The organism is Cylindrospermopsis raciborskii Cr2010, from assembly GCF_003367075.2.
Taxonomy (GTDB): Bacteria; Cyanobacteriota; Cyanobacteriia; order Cyanobacteriales; family Nostocaceae; genus Raphidiopsis; species Raphidiopsis raciborskii.
This window is the reverse complement of record NZ_CP065936.1, coordinates 107,560-129,200: the sequence shown is the minus strand read 5'-3', so window position 1 is coordinate 129,200 and position 21,641 is coordinate 107,560. Positions and strand designations below refer to the sequence as shown.

Genomic DNA, 21,641 nt, shown 5'->3' with positions numbered 1-21,641 from the left:
ATTTCACAAGTAATCTGTGTCTCCATGGTATAAATTCACCACAAAGACACAAAAGCTTAGACCAATTTAATCCCTACTAGCTGGCCAAAGGATTGCCAAAAACGAAGGTTGCACTTGCAGCATTCACCCCGTTAAGGGTAGCAATTAACACACCATTTAAGCTGATATTACTACCACTCAAGGTCAGGTCATCCACGGAGTCGGCCACCTGGTTGGCAATGCCTATTACATCCGTACCGATGGTGTAGTCAACAATCGTGTTAGATGCTTTTAATTTGGTAGGGTCATCAGTGAGAATCCAAAACTGATCCGCACCAGCACCACCGGAGATTATATTACCTCCACCTTCACCCACGAAGAACCGGTCATCACCATCACCACCGATGGCACGACCATTAACACCGAGGTAGAAGATGTCATTCCCCACACCACCAGAGATCCGGTAGCCAGTGGCTTCTGTAGCATCAAACTCGTCATCCCCACTACCACCAAAGGCCCGGTCTTCATCAGCCACAGAGATTGTATCCGCACCACTGCCAGTGAAAATGCTATTGGAACCTAGGTAGAGTTTAGCTCCCCCTATGGGGATATCCACTTCATCCTTGCCAGCACCTGTAAACACCAGACTATTGACTCCGGTAAATTCCCCAACCCCAGCTTGGATTGTGTCAGCATTGGGAGTGCCAGTAATCAGGGGCTTGACGAACTCAAGGGGTTCCGTAATGTTGAACATGAAAATTTGACCACCTTGGTCTGCTTTGCGTTCTGCCAGAATGCCGCCCGATTCCCCACCTTGCTGCACCACACCGATAAAGGTCTGCTCTTCCAATGGCAAACTACCAATGATTCTTTGAGCACCAGTTCCATCAAGTTCTTCCTGGGTGTAGAAACTGCCGTCTTCCTTCTTGGCTACTAAGTGGGTGACATTCCAAGTACCGGAAAACTCAGCGCCTGTAGCTCTTGAGAAGGTGCCAGGGATGGCAGCAACCTTGTCCTTAGCACGGGGGTTAAGAGAACCGCCAGCGGAAGCCAGGAAGTAACCTGTACCAGGATCTGTCAATTGTAACGTCTCGGAATCAATGGGCAGAACGTACTTCCGCTCGCCGTAATCGTTACCCGAATCTTCATCTAGGATGAGGTAGTCACCATCAGAAGTTTTGACCCACTGGAGACCATCAGGTTGATCTGCGTAGGCCTTGCCCTGTTCCACATGAATTGCATGGGTTAAAGAGCTAGCGGGGTTGTTTGGACCCGTAGGAGCTGCCCCTTTACCATTGGTTTCTAAGACGAGAGCACCATCCACACCTGCCAGGACTCGAGTTACATCTGCGGACAGGTAATCCGGTAAGCCGTTACCGTCAGCATCGTTGGTCAGATCAGTAACGATGTTGTTAAAGTCAATACCCAAAATAGAACGGGCATCCGTTAGGTTGATCACGTAGCGAGACTGGGTGATATCTGGATCTACTGCTGGGTGCTCAACTTTGCTGTCACCATTGAAGAAGGTATAACCTTCTGGTTGCTCATTTGCTTCCTTCACACCACCTACAGTGTCACCATCTTGCAGCCACCGGTAGACCTCTGTTTTACCAGCATTTTCAGGGGTGTCGAAGCCATCCCAGCGATATTTCGTGGGGTAGTAACGCACTTTGAAAGTATCAGGAGCATCTGCATCAGCGGTGTAGGCATTCAGCATTTCAGTATCCGCGTCTACGTTGGCAATGCCCAGGTCTGCATAGGTATCATTGGTGGCAGCCATACCATAGAGCTGACCGAAGAGTAAACCATTGCGACCCAGAAAGGCGTCGCGAGCAGAAGCTGTGTTGTAATTCATCGCCTTGCCCGCCGCATCCACATTCTTCTTGCCAATATAGATCTTCAGAGGCGCGGGTTCAACCTCCAGGTTATAACCGGACATAACCAGAACAACATAGTCCTTATGACCGGAGTTGATGGGCAGTATTTTCTCGTAGCCAGACTGTCCTAAAACTGGGACAGTGTAAGCAGTTTTATTGGCAATATCCACTACCATGGAAGCCAAACCCATGGTGTTGTCAGTGAAGAATTTATCTCCACCACGACTGCTATACATCTGACCAATGTTCCACTCTTCACCCATCAGCCACACATCATCGGCAAAGCCAATACCGTTACCATACTTGTTCGCTTCCTCGTAATAAGCACCGCAGAAGGAGTGGAAGAACCAGTCACCTTGAGTTAGGCGATATCTTTCGTCAAACTCGTAAAGGGTTCCATCTGCCCCCGTTTGGTTGCCCCACTTTGCACTCAAATCTTTAGGATCAGCATTCTTGCCATCTACAATTTCACCAAAAACGTTATATACGGTATTAAATAGATGTCCTGCTCCTTCAAACATCTTGCTGGCGGGACTGTTGTTGTTGAGGAAGTCAGCAAAAGCAGCCCGATTGTAGTCGATGACGTGGACGTGGGAACCGGTAAAGCTCACACCACTATCCATTTTCCACCCATAGGTTTCTTTGACGAAGGTGGCGTACGACTCAGACTGGTAGGCAACGCGGATAGTGTCTTCATCCAGTAGCCAGGCTGCTTGACCATCGGGCCAACCTGTTAATACATGCCCGGTTTTGGGATCAATTTCACCCACGGTTGCCATCGCTTTGAACTTTCCATAAGGGAAGTCAGTATCACCGCTACCACCATCGAGTAAATGTTCAGGTGCAGTGGAGGCGCCGGCCTGGGGAATTAGGGCCGTGGTTTCGCCAATGAGAATTTTTGTTATATCAGTTGCCATATCTTTCCTTATTTGCTGTGAATCTACGGTGAAATCTCAGTTTTCCCAGGATCTAGTTAAAGATATTCCTGAGAGGGTAAAACTTCTTTGGTAACTCTACAGGATAAATACAGATAATTTGTTTAAGGTATGGTTAGGGTTAAGTTAAAGTATTTCTTCAATAATCTGTGTCTTTGTGGTATAAATTCACCACAAAAACACAAAAGCTCAGGCCAATTTAATCTCTACTAGCTGGCCAAGGGACTGCCAAAAACGAAGGTTGCACTTGCAGCGTTCACCCCGTTGAGGGTGGCAATTAACACACCATTTACGCTGATATTACTACCACTCAAGGTTAGATCATCCACAGAGTCGGCCACCTGGTTGGCAATGCCTATTACATCCGTACCGATGGTGTAGTCAACAATCGTGTTAGATGCTTTTAATTTGGTAGGGTCATCAGTGAGAATCCAAAACTGATCCGCACCAGCACCACCGGAGATTATATTACCTCCACCTTCACCCACGAAGAACCGGTCATCACCATCACCACCGATGGCACGACCATTAACACCGAGGGAGAAGATGTCATTCCCCACACCACCAGAGATCCGGTAGCCAGTGGCTTCTGTGGCATCAAACTGGTCATGCCCACTACCACCAAAGGCCCGATCTCCATCAGCCACAGAGATTGTATCTGCACCACTGCCAGTGAAGATGCTATTGGAACCTAGACTGGGCTTGGCTCCGCCAATGGGAATATCTACCATATCAGAACCTGCTCCAGTAAATATGATTTGGTTTACACCAGCAAAGTTCACTCCTGCTTTTAAATTGTCTGGGCCAGAGGTTCCACTGATAATTAGAGGAGGTTCGTTAACAGAGGAGACCAGATTAAGTCCCACAATAACCGGGTCATGATCGGAGGATCGGTAAGGGGTGGTACCATCAAAAATAGCAGCATCTCTTCCGAAGTCAAGGTTATAGTCTATCCCATCGGCCTCATCACTGTTGATCGCCCACTCTGTTGCTCCTGTTACCTGCTGTGCTAGGCTTGCACTGGCAAAGGCATAGTCCAGAGTACCGGTTTGACCATCAAACACGTAGGATGCGGTAGTCCCTTGATGAAATGCGGAGGCCAGGTCGATATAGCCAGCATTTTTTAGCACTTTCACCGGATCTTCCTGAGCATAGGCGTTAAAGTCACCAAGGAGCAGATAATCTGAGTCATTCACCTTGGTAGGATTGGTGTTGAGCCAGTCCACTAGCGCCTGGATTGCTTTAGTCCGGGTATTGTTCCAGAAGCCCTGACCATCGTTTTGATCGTAGTCTGGAGAGTTGATGTCTGTTAGTTCAGAAGCGCCTTTAGACTTTAGGTGATTTACTACTACCGTAAATTTTTCGTTAGTTGCTAAATCTTGGAAGGTTTGTGCTACTGCAGGACGGTTACGATCCTGCCCTGTGTTGTTAGGATCCATAAATTCAGAACTATTCAGAATAGCTACATCCCCTAACAGACTCACCGCCATAGGTTTGTAGATCAGTCCCACCGCGATCGCATCACTGCCCACAAACTGAGTTCCTGGATTCACCCAGGCATAGGTTCCAGCGCCAGCTTTTGCATTAAGCTGATTTGTGAGGTACTCAATCCCATTCCCACTAGAACCCGCCAAAAAGTCATTTTCCAGTTCCGCTAAACCTAAAACATCCGCATTGATAGCTAGTAGGGCAGTAACTAGTTTGTCCGTTTGGCGATTAAACTCATCCATGCTGTCCGCACCACGAGGATCTTGACCAATCACCGTATTCACACCAGGCAGATCAATTGTTTTGAAGTAATTAAGGACATTAAAACCCGTAACTTTAATAGAACCACCCACTGTCTTAGGAGTTACAGGACGATCATTTACCTTAGTAAACCTATTCTGACCATCCTGAGTAGATCTTACCCGCCAGGTTGCACCACTGGCAGCATTACCGGCCCACTGATAGCTAAGAACACCAGATAAATCTGTAATTCTATCCCCCATGCGGATATTACTAGCAGTGTTAAATATAGGACCAAAGCCATCCAGATTCCCAATCAGAGCATTTTGAACACTTAACCCATCATCATAAGTGATGGTGCGGGAACCAACCTCCACCCGGTGTGCTGCATAGCCCGCTACATCCGGGTTATTAAACTGGGTGAACTGTTGGGGGCGATCGCCTTGAGCTAACTTGATCTCGTTAAAGCGATCGAGGTTAAACATCTCCGTCACCGTCAGGGTGTTCGTGAACTTAACTAACATCCCTTCAAAGGCTTCCAAATCTGGCTGAGGCGTTCCCCCTTGGCTGAGGCTAGTGGTAGGAGTGGGTAGGGTAATATTTGCCGCTGTGGGCAGGGTATTGCCAGAACTGATGATGGTAACTGTTGTGGGAGTAAGTTGGGTTTCCCCAAAGAACTCGCTAATCGTTCCTGTGATTTTAACCTTGTCTCCCCGACTGACTGCTACACTAGGATTAGAGCCGTCAAATACAAAAATACCTTCAGACGTAAGTACATTCCCATCTCCATCAGCATCTTCTTCCTGAACGTAAAAGCCGTTCAAGTTCCGCTTAGTGTCTGTATCACCAGCCTGGAAGTCACCTACTACGATTGCTTCGATTGTTACTGTCTGACCATTGAGTGGACTAATATCAGCGCGGCCACCGGCGGAAGTTTGACTGACAGCGTTACCTTGGATTTGGTGGATCTTGATCGGTCCCAAGGTCACCACTTCAGTGCGGAATTTCTGCCAGTTGTCTTGGTTCAAATTCTTGGAAGCAGTGCTGTTGCCATACCAAAAGGTGTCCCCATTATCCACCAATAGTTGAATCTTGCTATCACCAGTGAGGTTCTCAGGAACGGTGACAATGCCCTCAAAACTGCCATTGCTATCCAGGGCCGTGAGATCCGTGGCTCGCAATAGGGGTTTGTCTGTAGGGTTGCCTGTCCATGTGTAAAGACGGAAATCATTGGGAGCGCTATTTGTGGATGCGCCCACAGCTCCTGCAATGATCACATACTGCCCTGTGCTGTTGCGTTCAATGCTGCGAATGCCGCGTCCGCCCAGGTCTAGCTGAATTGGTGCGCCAAAGGTGGCGGATCCTGTAGTACCGCCATTGGTATTGAGAATGGTGCCCAAGTTGGTAACGGGAACGATTAAGGCTTTGGTGCGATCGCCAGTGGGTTCTAGCGGTGTGCGGAATGCCACATATAGGCTATTGCCATCGGGAGAAGTGGTCAAACCTTCGATATTGAAACCATTGACAACGCTTACAGATACACCCGAAGCTGCACTTGCACCAAGTCCAAGGAAGCCTACCCCCAATCCATGACCATTGCTATTGTCCCAAGCGATGAGGTCATCTTCTAAAAATTGATAGTATCCCGCAAAGGTGAGGGTGGTATTCACCCCCGTACCTGTGATGGTGGTGGCAAACAGGCGTTCACGATTGGGAGCATCTTGATTGCTGGAGTTATTACCATGGGAACCGATCCAGTAAATCCTGTTGCCAATTTTCACCGAACCTTCCAGATCCACCTCTGAGGTTAATCCCGTCACAGAACCAAAATCGAAGCTGGTAATTGGTGCGCCCGATTTAGTGCGATCGTAGAGGCGAATGCGTTGATCTTCGTCATCTCCAACCAACATATATTGATCGTCAATGGCGATCGCTGTGGAAGCATCACTGGTGCCTGTATGGAAGCGAGTAGTATTGGGGCTAACAGAACCTTGGGAAGCCGCGTAATTGATTTTGTAAGTGACAACATTATTGCCATCATTGACTGTCAAGGTGATATCGGAAAAGCCCACACCCGTAGGCGTGATCTTGAGGTTGCGGGTTATGTCTGTGCCACTCAAAACCAAATTGCCATTGGTGACAACCGTTTGATTGCTGCTACTTACTGTCACAGTAAGATTATTTAAAGACGTATCTGCATCAGCGATCGCAAAGTCAATGCCCAAGGTACTCGCGGGGTCTGTGGGATCACCAATCACCCCACTCAATACGCCTATCCCCGTGGTCGCTAAACTGATCAAAGGTGAAGTGGTATTTTCGGTAATTGAAGGAACTGCGCCCACCGCCACATCATTATCAGTAATGTTCACATTCACCGAGGGAATAGTAATACGGTTGTAGCGCGTATCCGTACTAGTGGCACTATGGCTGATTGCACCCGTATGTGCATCTTCAAACAAATTATCGTCAACCCCAGTCACTGTCACCGTTTGTGCCACATTCCAATTGGCAGGGGTAAAAGTGAGGGAAGTATTAGTTACATTCAATTGGGAACTAGCCACCACATCAACCGTAACATTGGCGGTGGGTTGGCTTCTGAGTACCACTGTGTAGGTATCAGTTGAAACACCCTCCGTAATGGCAGTATTGCCACCTGACTGCGCTATTAATATTGCGGGACTTGGCACAGACGCACTGCTATAACTACTGGGGTTACCCGTACCACCACTCAGGGAGTTATAAGAATTTAGACCATCGCCAACCGTTGACAAAGCCCATTGGGTAATATCGTTCTTGCCCAAATTGGCCGCCGCTGTCCAAGCGCTGACATTTTGGGTGCGCCCTGTACCGGGGAATCTGGTGCTGTCACCATAGATCAAGCTATCGACAAGGATTCCATTATTGTTGAAGATATTGATTTCATCTTCGCGCCCGAGGTTAACGGTTAAGCCACCGATGATTTTCACTGTTGGTGCAAGTCCCCAATCAGCACGAAAAATCTCCGCTCCAGCTTCCGTAATAATGACCGATTCCCCCGCCTGCAGGATGCCAAAGTCACTAAGTGAAACAGTACCAGCAATTCTTGAGTCATCGTCATAGCTCCATCCTGTCAAATCGATGGCCGTGTTCCCAATATTAGTCAACTCAAAAAATTCACTGCCATTGCCATCGTATTGATATTCCGTAATCCTGATTGCGGGTAGATTAGGAGCAGTATCGTTATCCCCAATGCTGATATTGAGGTTAGGAATAGTAAGACTGTTATAAGTAGAATCATTGCTAGTCACTGTATGGGCGATCGCACCAGTATGGGGCTTGAATTCAAAAATGCTGTCATCAACAGCTCGCACCGTAATTGTTTTAGCAATGCTATCCGTTAAAGCAAAAATTGCTGTGGTTGCAAAATTTACACCATCCGTACTAACCAAAGTCTGCCCATCGGTGACGGTAACATTGATATTTACCGGAGCAGTTGGGGTGGTAGTTAGGGCGAGAGTATAGGTATCAGTTGCGCCACCTTCCATAATGCTAGTGTTGCCACCGGTTTGGGTCAAGACGATGCTTGGCACAGTGCCGATTGCATAGCGTCCAGGATTACCAATATCTCCGCCTGTGGATGTCACCGAACCTTGAGCATCAGCGACAGTAGAGAGTTGCCACTTGGTCGCATCATTCAGCCCCAAATTTGTTACACCTGTCCAAGCGCTGACATTTTGGGTGCGGACAGAACCACTGATCGTGCCATCGTCATAGGTCAGGCGATCAACCCGTTGATTATTCTGATTGTAGATATTGATCTCATCAGCACGCCCCAACCCTTGATTGGAACCTGCAATCACTTTTACCGACGGCGCTAATCCCCAAGCCGTGCGGAAGTCACTGGTATTAGTTGCTTCCGTAAAGATTACCGATTCCCCAGCCTGGACAGTGCCAAAACCGCTTAATGAGAAGGAACCGGGAATTCGCGAATTGTCGTCATAGCTCCAGTCCGTAAGGTCGACCGTTGTATTGCCAATATTGGTTAATTCAACAAATTCACCATTTGCCCCTGAATACATATATTCAGTAATGCGAATCTGAATCGTAGGCGCGGTTTCTGCCTCATTATCAGTAATATTAGCAGTAACATTGGCAACAGATAAACTATTGTAATTAGTATCCGCACTTGTTACCGCATGGGTCAATGTACCCGTGTGATTACCCTCAAAGGTAGCATCATTAATCGCTGCTACTGTGACAATTTGGGCAACATTCCAGTCTTGTGGCGTAAACGTGAGACTGGTAATATTAGTAGTGAGTTGTGGACCTGCATTAATGGCGATTGTCACATTCGCGGTGGGTTGACTATTCAGCACCACAGAGTAAGTATCAGTCCCACCACCTTCAGCTAGATCGGTAGAGTTGCCCGACTGGGTAAGGGTTATTCCCGATGCCGAAGCAGTTTGTGGCGTGCCCACAATATTTATATTATCAATACCAATCCATTCATCGTTGCCTAGAGCATTTGTGGTGATAATCCTTACCTGTAATTGAGCTTGGTTTTCTGCTTCTGTGGGCAAAATAGCGCTAACAGGTGTCACCAAATTTGCGAAGCTAGGACCAGAACTGGCATCAGCAACATAACCGCTAGGAATATTCGTGAAATTACCCGTTGTTCCAATGCGATATTGCAAAGCCACCGCCTGCACTGCATTGTCCGTCGAGCCATCAATATCACGCAGGTTATAGGAGATATTGATATTGGTAACACCCAGAGTATTTAGGTGAATTAATAAAAAAGGAGCATCCGCTGTACCGGAACCCTGCAGGGAAACCACAGGATCACTAATTTCAAACTCAGCTACCCCTCCAGTAGTAACTGTATTAGGGTTGGACTGGTTAGCAATGACATTAATAACCCCAGTACCATCGGCAATTACAGTTTGCGGATCAACTCCAGTAGCACTGGTTAAATCATCACCCCTATAACCAATAATACTAGTAATGTTACTCCAGTCATTATTTATTGTAATTCCTGTGGTATCTGTCCAGTTTTGTGTAAAAGCACCCGTTGCTAAATTATGATAAGTGTTACTCATTGTGGTGTGTCTCTGAAGTGAACTAGAGGATTCCTTGTGTCTTTGTGGTGACCACAAAGACACCAAGATTACAGAGCGAGGCTTAGGGTAAATTAGCTGGAGGATTGGCAAAAACGAAGGTTGCACCTGCAGCATTCACTCCGTTAAGGGTAGCAATTAACACACCGTTTAGGCTGATATCACTACCACTGAAGGTCAGGTCGCCCACAGAGCTGGCAAACTGGTTAGTAATGCCTATTACATCCGTACCGACGGTGTAGTCAACAATCCTATTGGGGGTTTGTAAACGGGTCGGGTCATCAGTGAGAATCCAAAACTGATCCGCACCAGCACCACCAGAGATTATATTACCTCCACCTTCACCCACGAAGAACCGGTCATCACCTTCACCACCGATGGCACGACCATTAACACCGAGGTAGAAGATATCATTACCCACACCACCAGAGATCCGGTAGCCAGTGGCTTCTGTGGCATCAAATTCGTCATCCCCACTACCACCAAAGGCCCGGTCTCCATTAGCCACAGAGATTATATCTGCACCACTACCAGTGAAAATGCGATTAGAACCAACATAGGACTTGGCTCCGCCTATGGGGATATCCACTTCGTCTTTGCCAGCACCCGTAAATACCAAGCTATTAAAGCCAGTAAAACCGTTCATGCCAGCTTGGATGGTGTCAGCATTAGGAGTGCCAGTAATCAGACTTGGTTCAGGAATAACCGTGTCTTCCCGGAAGGTGAGGTTTTGAATACGAGTATCAAATGCTGGACTAACATCAGGAACTCCATAGGCCTTAGTGCTAAAGCGATCGCCAAGATACTCAGCTAAAACATCCTGTTCCGTACCAGGAAGGGCAAAGGTAAATTTGCCGGGAGCCAAAGTTAAAGCAGTATCAACCTTGCCATTGCCATTGACATCAGCCGTTTCACCACGCAAATCTACTCGGTTGGCTAGGCTTGCATTTTGCTTGACAAAAGTGGGAAAAGGATAATTGTCACCACCAAGGACAGCAGTAGCACTAGTACCCGCCAGAAAGTTTAGTGTTACCATTCTAAAGCTGCGGTTGGCATCTCCAACTAACACACCATCTTTCACAATGATGTCTACCAATGAGCCATCTTCTTTCACCACTGCTAAATTGCGAACCCGCTCACCTTGTCTACTCACTTCACCAGTCGTACTATTAAACTGAATCGATGTTTTGCTAGGATCAAAGCTAAAGTTTAACCCGGATATCTGGGGAAATTGTCCTGGGGTTGTACCTGGGGCAGTACCCGCTACTGCATGCTCAACTATGTGCTGTAGTTGTTGGGCGGTAACCGTAATTAGTGATAGGTCATTGTTAAAACGCAGGGAGTTCTCAATGTCTAACTGAGACACATCACCTTCCTTTTTATTTGGTGCTAGAGGGTTGGGCTGAGTTGGCAGCTTAATAACATCATCTTTGCTGATTGCTCCTGCACCTGTGCCAATGGCACCGATATTGTCCCGGATACCACCGCCATTTTTTAGGGCGATAACCACGCTGGGATCTAGCTGCTTGGCATACCAAAGATTGGCATCAGCGGTCAAGTTACCAAAGTTGGTTTCTTGGGTGCGCACATCCTCACGAGTACCGTTGAGAAACACACTGGCTTTGCCCACAATTAAGTTGTCTTTACTAGCAAGAAGGTTTTTGATCCCATCAGCGATCGCTACCACATTGGGGTTAGCTACAGCACGAGGATCAACATCACTGCCATAGACGCGATCAACTCCTGCATCATCTGTGGCATAAGCTCCATTAATTGCACTATCCAGTTTATTAACCTGAATCACCCCATCTTGGTCAAATTCAGCCACTAAACGCCCGACGTACTTGTAATTAGCATCTGTACTGACCACCAAAATAGGCTTACCATCTGCGCCTGTCTTGACAATGGGATAATCGCCCTTGCTGCTGTCACCTGTTCTCAGCCCATCATTGGCATCAGACAGAATAGTATGGTTCCCCCCCGCGATGATGATATCCACATCTCTCAATCGCTTCGCCAATTCATCCCGCTCAATAGTCAACTGCTGCATGTGAGCTAACAAGATAATCTTGTTAATACCCTGTGCTTTGAGTATATCTACAGAAGTCTGAATTTCCGCAGCTAATGCGTCATAGTCAATGGGGTTAGCTGGCTTAACTATAGTGCTACCACTTGAAGAAATATTTGCCAAAGTTGGTGTAGTTGCACCTACAATGCCAATTCTTTGGTCGTCAGCAGTGCCAGTAATACCATCAATACCTGCAACATTGATGATGGTACTTTTAGCAATTTTACCCTTAATAGAGCTGGCATCAGCGGTATTTTGGTTAGCGGCCAGGTCAGTTGCACTGAGGTTACCTGCTGTAATTTCAGGGCTAAAATCCAGGTTAGTACTCAAATAGGGGAAGTTGGTCCCTGGGTTACCGCTTCCTGTCCTGAGAATATCACGCACTTGTCTCACACCCAGGTCAAACTCATGGTTGCCCAATGCGGAAGCTTGAATGCCAATCCCATTCAGAATACCAATATCACCGCGTCCAATGACTGGAGTAGTGCTAGATCCCAATCCACCTACATTATTCAAGCTGGTATCGCTGGAAGCATTGAAAAATGCACCTGGGATGTAGTTATCGCCAGAAGAGAGAATCAACGTGTTGGTTTTGTATTTAGGATCATCCTTGAGTTTATTGACAACAGCTGAAAAGCCAATTGCATCGGTAACAGCAGGAATGCCACCCTCAAAGTCTGAACCATGGAGAACTTGCAGGGTGAAGTTGCCTGTACTAGTTATAGCTGCTACAGTTTCAAATACACTAACAGTGTTGCTGACTTCATTGGCAGTAATTACTAATGGTTTGCCAGTAGGACTATCAACGGACGGGACAAAAATCAACCCCTCTGCGCTACGATCTTCAGCAGTATTAACATACTGCACAAATGTTGGGTTACTGGCATTAGTAATATCATAGACGATTACATCACCAACGCGCTCTAAACCAACAAAGGCATAGGTACGCCCATCAATCACGCCAACAGTCACACCCTCTGGTTCGGGACCTTTGTTATCACTGCGGGTATCGAATCCTGCATTGGGTGCACCATCGGAGTTAAACCCTGTGGGATTAAATTGGGCAGTGAGTTTCTCTAACTGATCACCACTGTCAAAGATCAAGTTGCCACTGCTATCCCAAATGGTGAAGGATCTGGCTCCAAAGGCTTGAATTTGGTCAAAGTCACCATCACCATCCGTATCACCTGATTTGTTGCTAACTACCAAACGACCAAGTTTCTCAGGTTTTTTCAGGTCACTAGCGTTGGGGAAAACTGTAGGATCTAGTACGTAGGAAGCGTCTCCAACTCTTGACTCCTCATTGAAAATCGTCCCTTCATTGCCAAAGGAATTATTAGAGGTGGGACGTACCCGGGAATCACCTTCATTGGCTGTAATATAGTAGGTTTGACCATTGCTAATGAAACTGGCGATCGCATCAGGTTGATACATGCCAAATACTGGCCAGTTAGCAATATTGACCTTACCACCTCCACTGGAAGTGCCATTAACATCTCTATCACTAGCGTCAATACCATTACCAACCAGATTATGATTCTTTAGCCCTAGAGGTTTGATGCTGGTAATTGTGGCACTAGCAACGTCAAGAAAGGCGATCGCATTGGCTTCTTGTAGGGTAATTGCAGCGGTTAAACCATCGGGGGAAACGGCAATATACTCAGGTTCCACATCTTGCGATAGGGTTGTATTGTTCCCAATAACCCGCAGTCCTTGGGATCTTAGGGTAGCCAATTGACTATCAAAAGCGTTAAACTTAGCTTCCTGGACGGTAGCATTAGCTGGACCATTGGTTAGGTCAATGATGCTAACAGAACCTTCTGGATCAGAACTATAGTTCTCATTCGGTTCCCCTTCATTAGCCACTAAAACCTTCTTACCATCAGGGGTAAAGGTGAGCATATCAGGTAAGAAACCGACTTCCACGGAATTAATGAAGTTACCATTGCCACCATCAAAAAAGCTAACCCGACCGCGCTGATGAGTTCCTGTGGCCGTATCTTTTATTTCGTAGGCAACTGCCACTATTCCATTTTTAATCGCAATGCTATTAGGCGCAGCTGTTCCAGAAGTAGGAGTAAACCCAGGGGTCAGTTTTCCAACACTGGTTAATGCCCCTGTTGTAGTCACTGTATAGATATCTACAACACTAGCAGCAACAACATACAGACGTTTACTGATAGAGTCAAACGCGGGAATTTCTGAATTGGTTGTACTAGTGGCACCACCAACCTTATTTAGTCTAATTGCCATATTCGTCCATCTCCTCTAAATATACCAATATTTCAACTGAAAATCCATAAATTTCTGGGTGATAGCTCAAGATAGTTAAAGACTTTCTTAAGAACAAACAACTAGAGAATATACAAGATTAGGATAGACAGTCGGTTTAAGATAAGGTTATAATTAGGTTAAAAATTAAAAAATGGCAATTTTATGGGAAACTCTAATGTTATAGTCCATCATCTACATCTCCCCACAGGGGTAAATGACCAACTGGTGCGGTTATGGCAAAGTTAATATGGGAGTAGTCAAGCCATTTTCCTTCTCTTCTCCATCCCACCTGATCTCCAAATGCTCTCCAAATTAGAAGATCGTAGTTTTTACCCCCTCCCAAACTCTGATATATTCGTCGCTGGACGGAGAAACCAAATTTTCCACCACTGTGTTCTAACCATAATTGGTCAATGGTATGCAGGTCAAAACAGGGAAAATTCTCAATGTCCTGTAACTGTAAGTACCCTTGTTCCGTTCGTTTTGCCACTGTCAACATGATCTTTTCCGTTTCCAAATCTGCTTCTTTCCAGTTCTTCTCCTTGAGTAATTTGTTTAGCTGTGTATAAATATTAACTGCTGGTTCATCCGCTTTTAGTGATGACCCTTGAGAGGTATGAGATGTGTCCGTGATTAGTGTTTTGTTGTTATTCAGAGAGCTGATTAATCCACTACATTTAAATAATAGACTATAGACTACATCTTTGACCTCTGGGTTTTCTTGTTTGTCGTTGAGAATGCAAAGGAGAAATTTTGTCCCCTCCTTTCCGTAGTTTAAGGCTTGCTGTATTATTTCTGTCTTTCTGTTAAGTGGAGAGCTGTAATAGTTGATTATCAATTCTCCTATTCCACTTCCAGCAGGATTGTTTGGTACGTTATTGATACTAGTTAGGGCGGCATCGTATTTGGACAATTCTATTATGTTACTCATGAATACAGTAGCAGATAGTTTTTACATGGTTCTGACTACAACAGTTTTCATGAGATTACGGTTTGATCGGCACATTTATCACCTTACATGGGTGGTTACTACTCATAGTCATCCAGATTGTATACTTCTAGGTCGCTATCCATTGATGCACCAATTTCTGCTAGGTCAAAGTTGTCATCTGTGAGCTGAGTTATTTGTCCCGAGAAGAATTCAGCCAAACTTTTAGCTGCTTTAGCTACTTGACTGTCGTCCTGGTTGGAAACTGACCCATTAGATTTAGGTAATTGATTGGTTATGACTATGGGTTCTGGTTCCCTGTTGTGTTGAGGGGATGGAGTGCTTGGATTAGGCGTCAACTTATTGACTAGTGGTGGGTTACTAGCTAGATTATTAACTACTGTGTGAACTGTTTCAATTTTGGGTGATGGGGTTGGTTGTGGTGCTGGTTGATATGTTGGTGTGGTTAGTGATTGATAAACACGGGTCGAATCTTCTGGTATGGAATTTCTTCTGGTGGTGCTACCGGAATTTGTCTTTTCTAACTGAATCTGAATATGACGCTGAAAGGTCTGATGAAAGGCATTTTGAATAATCCCTAGGTCGGATTTACCTTTCTCGTACCATGCTTGTTTAATGCCAATCTTGGCTAAATTACCATCGAATTCTAATAGTTGACTCATCTGACGGAGCATTTCTCTCCTGGATGCTGGTTGAAGATTGCCCAGCACTTGATACCAAATTTGATTTAGGTCGTGTTCGGATGATGGTGGTATTGCTTCTGATGAGCTGGATGTAGCTTGTTCTAAATAATTAGGGGAATGCTGGGGATTATGGGTGGGTAGTGATGAAGAACTGGATACTAAATTAGGGGTTGCTTGTTGATGGGCTTGTTGATAGGCTTGTTTATAAATAGGGGATGGTGGTACATTGTAGTTAATCCCATTCTGGTTTTGTATAGTCGCTGGATAGACTGATGGGCTAGATGGAGCTACCATGGAACTCTGGGTAATGGGTAGCATTCCCAGTAGTGTCACTTCTAGCCATAAACGTGGCTGGGTGGTACTCTTTAATTGCACCTCGGCTGTTCTTAATTGTTGCTGTCCACGTAAAATAAATGTTATGTCTAATTTAGCTGCAAAGCTAACTAATTGTTGCCATGTTTCTTGAGTACAACTCACTAGATCCTGACGGCTAGAGGCAGTTTTAGCTATCAGTAAATCTCGGTAAAAAGCCCCCAGGTTTTGCAGAATAATTAGGGGTTCTCTACCTCTGTCTAAAATATTGCGCGTGTGATCTAATACCTTCTCACTATCATTTTGAGCGATCGCCTGTAATAGGGCAAATAAGTCCTTTTCGCTAACGGATCCGACTAGATCCCAAACCTGCTCTGGGGAAACTTCTCCGGGTAGTAAAGCCAATTGGTCTAATAAACTTTCAGCATCTCGTAAACCCCCCTGAGATATTTGGGCGACTAGGGTAATAGCGTCTTGGGAAATAGGGATATTTTCATTATAAGCGATTTTAGATAAATGTTTTACCATTGCTTCCAACTGAATTCGGCGAAAGTCAAATCTTTGACAACGGGAAATAATAGTTGGCAATACTCTTTGAGGGTCAGTTGTAGCCAGGACAAAAACTACGTGTTTAGGTGGTTCCTCCAAGGTTTTAAGTAGTGCATTAAATGCTGCTGCACTTAACATGTGACACTCATCAATTACATAAACCTTATATCGACACTGTACGGGGGCGAATTGGGCCTTTTCTATTAGTTCGCGAATATTATCTACACCCGTATTACTAGCAGCGTCAATTTCAATCACGTCGAGGGAATAACCCTTGGTAATGCCTTGACAAGTGTCACATACACCGCAGGGGGTAGGAGTGGGATGACCAGTTTGGAGACAATTTAATGATTTAGCTAGAATCCGGGCACTGGAAGTTTTCCCTGTACCTCTGGGACCTGTAAATAAATAAGCTGGAGCAATCTTAACCAAACTAATAGCATTTGTTAGCGTGGTAGCAATTGCTTCCTGTCCAACCAGTTCAGCAAAACTCTTGGGGCGATACTTATGATGTAGGGGCTCGTAGGACATGGGTTGGCTAGTTTCTATACCAGAATATAATTAGATGAACTTCGACCAGTCAATAGGCTTTAATTCTAGGCAATTTTGAAACATTATCAGTAAAGATTTAACCGTGTTAAACCTATTTAGTAGAAAACTACAGAAATGGGAGATTCTAATCGGATGCTGCCCAACGATTATAACTCACTCTTGAGAAATAGGTTTTCCAACAAAATTTTTGATTTAAAGGAGGTTCCAGAACTCCTACCTGGCTAAAGCTATATAATGTTTACCGGATTGTGTCAATAAAGGTAAACCTTTGCTTCCAAACTTATCCAAAATTAAATGATAGAACAGATGTTAAACCGTGTAATTAAATGGCTTAAACAAATTTTAAAAAGAGTGTTTCAAGCTTTATCAGGTCAAAGACGTAGATCTAGCCAGGCGCCACAAAATGGCGAAAAAAAGACTATACCCCCCCTAAGTGACACAGATCTAGAATTTTTGTTCACAGAACTTTTGGCAGGGGTTCGTCAGGCCAAGGGACGCACTTGGGCGCGAAACTGGTTAGATCAGATTGAACATCGGGTCACTACTGAGCAATGGTTAGACTGGTTACGCAAATTTGGTAATAAATTATTAAAATCCAAAAATCCCCACAACGAGATAGCATCTCGTCTAGTACAGTTAGGGGAGTTAGATGTGGGTGAGGTAGGTGATCTAGCCTACGAGATAGGCATGGAATTATTAACCCGCACTCCCATAGAACCAATATGGGAATATGATGGACCAGACGACGATATAGTAGGAAGTCCAGCAGGGGAAAACCTATCCCCAGAAGAACAAATAGTAACTCAGGATGACTTATTGGCTATTTTGCGGGAAAATGAACCCCTGCGCCGACAAATATCCCAAGATCTACAAATAGACTCGGATGATCCCCAGGTGATTCTTGAGGGTATAATCGACCAAGCAAAAGAGAATCTCTAAGTCGCTTTTAAGCTTCTCCGGTCTAAAGACACGGAGATTTCTGAAGAGTCCATAAACGAACTTTCTGAGGCTGGCTTAAACAGCCTCTACTGATTCTGCTAAAATTAATTCTTAGCATCACCGCTACTTTAAGTTGATTTCGAAAGTATAGCCTCAGATAAGACCTACTTGTCAATAGCAGCCACAAAATAACATAAAGACAACACTGGAATATTGAAGATCCGCATCACGGTTAAATATCAAGGCGAATAAATTCGCCGTTGGCACTTCCTGTCTAACCGTGCCTTTCGGCGATTTTCTTGTGATTCTCCAAGAGTTGAAAAAAATTTTTAGATGTGATAGAATAATCTGTCTGGAAGATAATATGTGTAAGCCTAGCTTCCGGGCTAGGATCAGGTAAGGATGTAAGTGTAGATTTACAAGGAACTGGCAAAGAACCACCCTGTGGGATAGCTTAACTAGTTTTTTGCTACACTACAAACAATCGCCTTATGGCATATAGATCGTTAACTTTGACAAAAACTTACGGAGACTAGAACCAGGAACAAATCAGCATGGTCAATCAGAACTTAACCGCCAAAGAAATTGGATTTACTCACGAAGATTTCGCTGCTCTACTTGATAAGTACGATTATCACTTCAGCCCTGGTGATATTGTACCAGGTACAGTGTTTAGTATAGAGCCGCGTGGCGCTCTGATTGACATTGGTGCTAAAACAGCAGCATACATACCTATACAGGAAATGTCTATTAACCGGGTGGATGCCCCGGAAGAAGTCTTACAATCAAATGAAACGCGGGAATTTTTCATTCTCACTGATGAAAACGAAGATGGTCAGTTGACTCTGTCTATTCGTCGTATTGAATACATGAGAGCATGGGAAAGAGTGCGGCAATTACAGAAAGAAGATGCCACTGTCCGTTCTGATGTTTTTGCGACTAATCGTGGCGGTGCATTAGTACGAATCGAGGGACTCAGGGGTTTCATTCCAGGTTCCCATATTAGCACTCGCAAGCCCAAAGAAGAACTAGTAGGGGAACAATTGCCCTTAAAATTCCTAGAAGTGGATGAGGAGCGTAACCGCTTGGTCCTCTCCCATCGTCGGGCACTGGTTGAACGTAAGATGAACCGCTTGGAAGTGGGAGAGGTAGTAATTGGCACTGTTCGCGGCATCAAACCTTATGGTGCATTTATTGATATTGGTGGTGTAAGCGGATTACTGCACATTTCTGAAATCTCTCAGGAACATATAGATACGCCTCATAGTGTATTTAATGTAAATGACGAAGTTAAAGTCATGATCATTGATTTAGATGCTGAGAGAGGTCGTATTTCTCTATCTACCAAGCAATTGGAGCCTGAACCCGGGGACATGATTAAGAATCGTGATTTAGTCTATGACAAGGCTGAAGAAATGGCAGCTAAGTATAGGGAACAAATGTTAGCTAAACAGCAGGGTATTGCCGTTGCACCAGTGGAAGGAGCAGAAACCGCACCGGTGGAAGAACTAGAAGTAGTTGCCCAAACAGAAATTCCACCAGCAATTGAAGTGGAAGAAGAAATCCCGGTGGCCGTGGAAGAGTAACATATCTGTAGCAAAACACTTAAACAAGAGGGTAATTCCCCTCTTTTTTGTTTTTGCTAACTAGCGTTGTTAATCTTAATTAATTTTATGGGGGTTAAGCTCTAAATGGCTACTATTAAATGTGGTAACGTTGTATTTTCAGATATTCAGGCAGTTTTATTCGATAAAAACGGTACTTTAGAAGACTCAGAAGATTTTTTAAGATCCCTAGGTCAAAAGGCAGTAAGACTAATAGACGCACAAATTCCGGGTATTGGGGAACCATTGTCAATGGCGTTGGGGATTAGTGGAGATGTTTTGGATTTAACAGGTTTAATGGCCGTAGCCAGTCGTAAGGAAACGGAAATTGCTGCTGCTGCTTACATTGCTGAAACTGGTAGAGGATGGTTTGATTGTTTAAAAATCGCCCGTCAAGCTTTAGAAGAAGCTCATGAATATATTGGACAAAACCCATGCCCTTTATACCCAGGAGTTTTAGATCTGTTGGAGTTATTATCATCCCAGGGAATAAAACTGGGGATTCTTTCAGCTGCGAGCACTAGAGGTGTGGAGCAGTTTGTCACTTGTTATGGTTTGAGAGACTATCTAGAATTAGAAATGGGAGTGGATGAGGGCCTTGGTAAACCAGATCCTAGATTGTTTCTACAAGCTTGTCAGACTTTAGGTGTGCAGCCTCAAAATGCTTTAATGGTAGGGGATTCTATAGGTGATATGCAAATGGCACGAGATGCTAAAGCAGGGGGTTGTATAGGGATTATCTGGAACAATAACTTGGCACAGGTACGGGGAGCGGATGTGGTTATCCATCAACTTACTGACATCCAAGTTTTAACGGACTAATGGTCGTGATCTCGAAATCTCACGGTTTCAATCCAGCAATTTTCTGGACAAAATAACCCTCTTGGTATTTTAGTTCTCGGGCAATTTTTAATCCCTGCTCAAAAGCTATTAAAGCGTTGTCACTTTCTTCTTTCTGTAGATAAATATCCCCCAGCTGATCATAGGCTTGCATTAGTCCGTAATAATTTCTGCCTAGGGTTTGGGTTTCTAGTAGAATTTTACTAGCTTGTAATGCTTCTCGAGTTTGATTTTGCGAACGATAAAGATCAATGAGTTTTTCTAATGCTTCACCAGCACTTAGATACATTTGTAATTGCCAAGCAATAATATAAGCTTCTTGATAACTGTTCAATGCTGGTTGAAGAAGGGAGGGATTTTGTGGTACTAGGGACTGATAATTTTCTGCTATTGCTATTTTTAACCGGGGAATTGCCTCCTGGTTGTCTTGTTGATTGTAAATTGATGCTAACTGATTGAGTATGTCAATTGCTTTAAGAGGTTGTTTACTTTGTTCAAAAGTATAAGCCAATTGTTGTAAGTACCTTAATTGATTGGTTCTATCACCTCTGGTTACTGCTAAATTCAGTAGTTCTTGATATGTGATGGCAGCTTGGGAATAATTAAACCAATTTAGATGTAACTCACCTATTTGATTGAGAGTTTCTACCTCAGCAACCGGGTCATTTTCACGTTTGACCAAACTTAGAACCTGCTCATAAACCTTCACTGCTAACTGGGGAGAACGCAAATTTTGATATGCTATCCCTAGCGATCGCCATAATTGTAAATCAGCATTTTTTTCATTCCGTAACTGGGTTTCAATTTTCCGTAAGCTCTCCGTGATATACTGTACTTGTTCTCGATTATTTTCTCGCCAAGCAATTGCACCTACTCTTGATATTGCTTGTACTTGTGATGGCATTCCTAAAAATCGCCTTAGTCGCAATTCTCGATTCCATATAGAAAAAGCATTTTCTTGATCTCCACTTTCTAACCTGATTCTAGCCTGTTGATTCAACTCATCTAAGGCAGCTTCTAAGGTTTTTAATTCTTCCGTAGTTAATGGTTTTTCTTTGACATTACTCCTAATGAGGGAGTCTGGTATATTAGTTTCTAGGGGATTAGGGGAAAACTTATCTATTGTTGGTTTTCGATTTTGTGCCAGTGTGACAAAACTTGACAAATGCCAGACAATAATACTAATTACTACATACTTTAATGATTTGAGCATAAACCACCCACCTCCTGTAAATAAACCGTGAAACTACCATATT

The 21,641-nt window shown here is 44.5% G+C and carries 9 protein-coding genes; 3 read left to right on the top strand and 6 right to left on the bottom strand.

The window, feature by feature from the left end; translation table 11 throughout:
* Positions 1-76: 76 nt before the first annotated feature.
* The 5 genes from C6N34_RS00555 to C6N34_RS00535 all read right to left on the bottom strand — a co-directional run bounded on the left by C6N34_RS00555 (position 77) and on the right by C6N34_RS00535 (position 16,981).
* Positions 77-2,377: a calcium-binding protein gene (locus C6N34_RS00555; RefSeq protein WP_236107273.1), complete on the bottom strand. Its 2,301-nt coding sequence runs from the start codon at positions 2,375-2,377 to the stop codon at positions 77-79.
* A 623-nt stretch (positions 2,378-3,000) separates the two neighbouring features.
* Positions 3,001-9,597 (bottom strand): ExeM/NucH family extracellular endonuclease, encoded by a 6,597-nt coding sequence (locus C6N34_RS00550; RefSeq protein WP_220272391.1) that lies wholly within the window; start codon positions 9,595-9,597, stop codon positions 3,001-3,003.
* Positions 9,598-9,679: 82 nt separating this feature from the next.
* Complete coding sequence (locus C6N34_RS00545; protein ID WP_115538974.1) at positions 9,680-13,936, bottom strand: choice-of-anchor I family protein; 4,257 nt, start codon at positions 13,934-13,936, stop codon at positions 9,680-9,682.
* A gap of 199 nt (positions 13,937-14,135) precedes the next feature.
* On the bottom strand, positions 14,136-14,888 hold the full coding sequence (locus C6N34_RS00540; protein ID WP_115538973.1) for a GUN4 domain-containing protein: 753 nt from the start codon (positions 14,886-14,888) through the stop codon (positions 14,136-14,138).
* 98 nt (positions 14,889-14,986) lie between these two features.
* Complete coding sequence (locus C6N34_RS00535) at positions 14,987-16,981, bottom strand: DNA polymerase III subunit gamma/tau (RefSeq protein WP_115538972.1); 1,995 nt, start codon at positions 16,979-16,981, stop codon at positions 14,987-14,989.
* 327 nt (positions 16,982-17,308) lie between these two features.
* On the opposite strand from C6N34_RS00535, the gene C6N34_RS00530 reads away from it, so the two are divergent.
* From C6N34_RS00530 to C6N34_RS00520, 3 genes are all read left to right on the top strand, one after another.
* Positions 17,309-17,941 carry a hypothetical protein gene (locus C6N34_RS00530; RefSeq protein ID WP_115538993.1) on the top strand — a complete coding sequence of 211 codons (633 nt, stop codon included), beginning with the start codon at positions 17,309-17,311 and terminating at the stop codon, positions 17,939-17,941.
* A 554-nt stretch (positions 17,942-18,495) separates the two neighbouring features.
* Positions 18,496-19,527 carry a 30S ribosomal protein S1 gene (locus C6N34_RS00525; RefSeq protein WP_006278466.1) on the top strand — a complete coding sequence of 344 codons (1,032 nt, stop codon included), beginning with the start codon at positions 18,496-18,498 and terminating at the stop codon, positions 19,525-19,527.
* Between the two features lie 105 nt (positions 19,528-19,632).
* Positions 19,633-20,367 carry an HAD family hydrolase gene (locus tag C6N34_RS00520; protein WP_006278465.1) on the top strand — a complete coding sequence of 245 codons (735 nt, stop codon included), beginning with the start codon at positions 19,633-19,635 and terminating at the stop codon, positions 20,365-20,367.
* A gap of 19 nt (positions 20,368-20,386) precedes the next feature.
* On the opposite strand, the gene C6N34_RS00515 is transcribed toward C6N34_RS00520, so the two are convergent.
* On the bottom strand, positions 20,387-21,598 hold the full coding sequence (locus C6N34_RS00515; RefSeq protein ID WP_115538971.1) for a tetratricopeptide repeat protein: 1,212 nt from the start codon (positions 21,596-21,598) through the stop codon (positions 20,387-20,389).
* Between the last annotated feature and the right edge of the window lie 43 nt (positions 21,599-21,641).

Coding starts and splice junctions, on each gene's coding strand:
- C6N34_RS00540 (WP_115538973.1), bottom strand. CDS start 14,888: ATGAGTAACATAATAGAATTGTCCAAATACGATGCCGCCCTAACTAGT.
- C6N34_RS00550 (WP_220272391.1), bottom strand. CDS start 9,597: ATGAGTAACACTTATCATAATTTAGCAACGGGTGCTTTTACACAAAAC.
- C6N34_RS00535 (WP_115538972.1), bottom strand. CDS start 16,981: ATGTCCTACGAGCCCCTACATCATAAGTATCGCCCCAAGAGTTTTGCT.
- C6N34_RS00525 (WP_006278466.1), top strand. CDS start 18,496: ATGGTCAATCAGAACTTAACCGCCAAAGAAATTGGATTTACTCACGAA.
- C6N34_RS00530 (WP_115538993.1), top strand. CDS start 17,309: ATGTTAAACCGTGTAATTAAATGGCTTAAACAAATTTTAAAAAGAGTG.
- C6N34_RS00555 (WP_236107273.1), bottom strand. CDS start 2,377: ATGTTTGAAGGAGCAGGACATCTATTTAATACCGTATATAACGTTTTT.
- C6N34_RS00515 (WP_115538971.1), bottom strand. CDS start 21,598: ATGCTCAAATCATTAAAGTATGTAGTAATTAGTATTATTGTCTGGCAT.
- C6N34_RS00545 (WP_115538974.1), bottom strand. CDS start 13,936: ATGGCAATTAGACTAAATAAGGTTGGTGGTGCCACTAGTACAACCAAT.
- C6N34_RS00520 (WP_006278465.1), top strand. CDS start 19,633: ATGGCTACTATTAAATGTGGTAACGTTGTATTTTCAGATATTCAGGCA.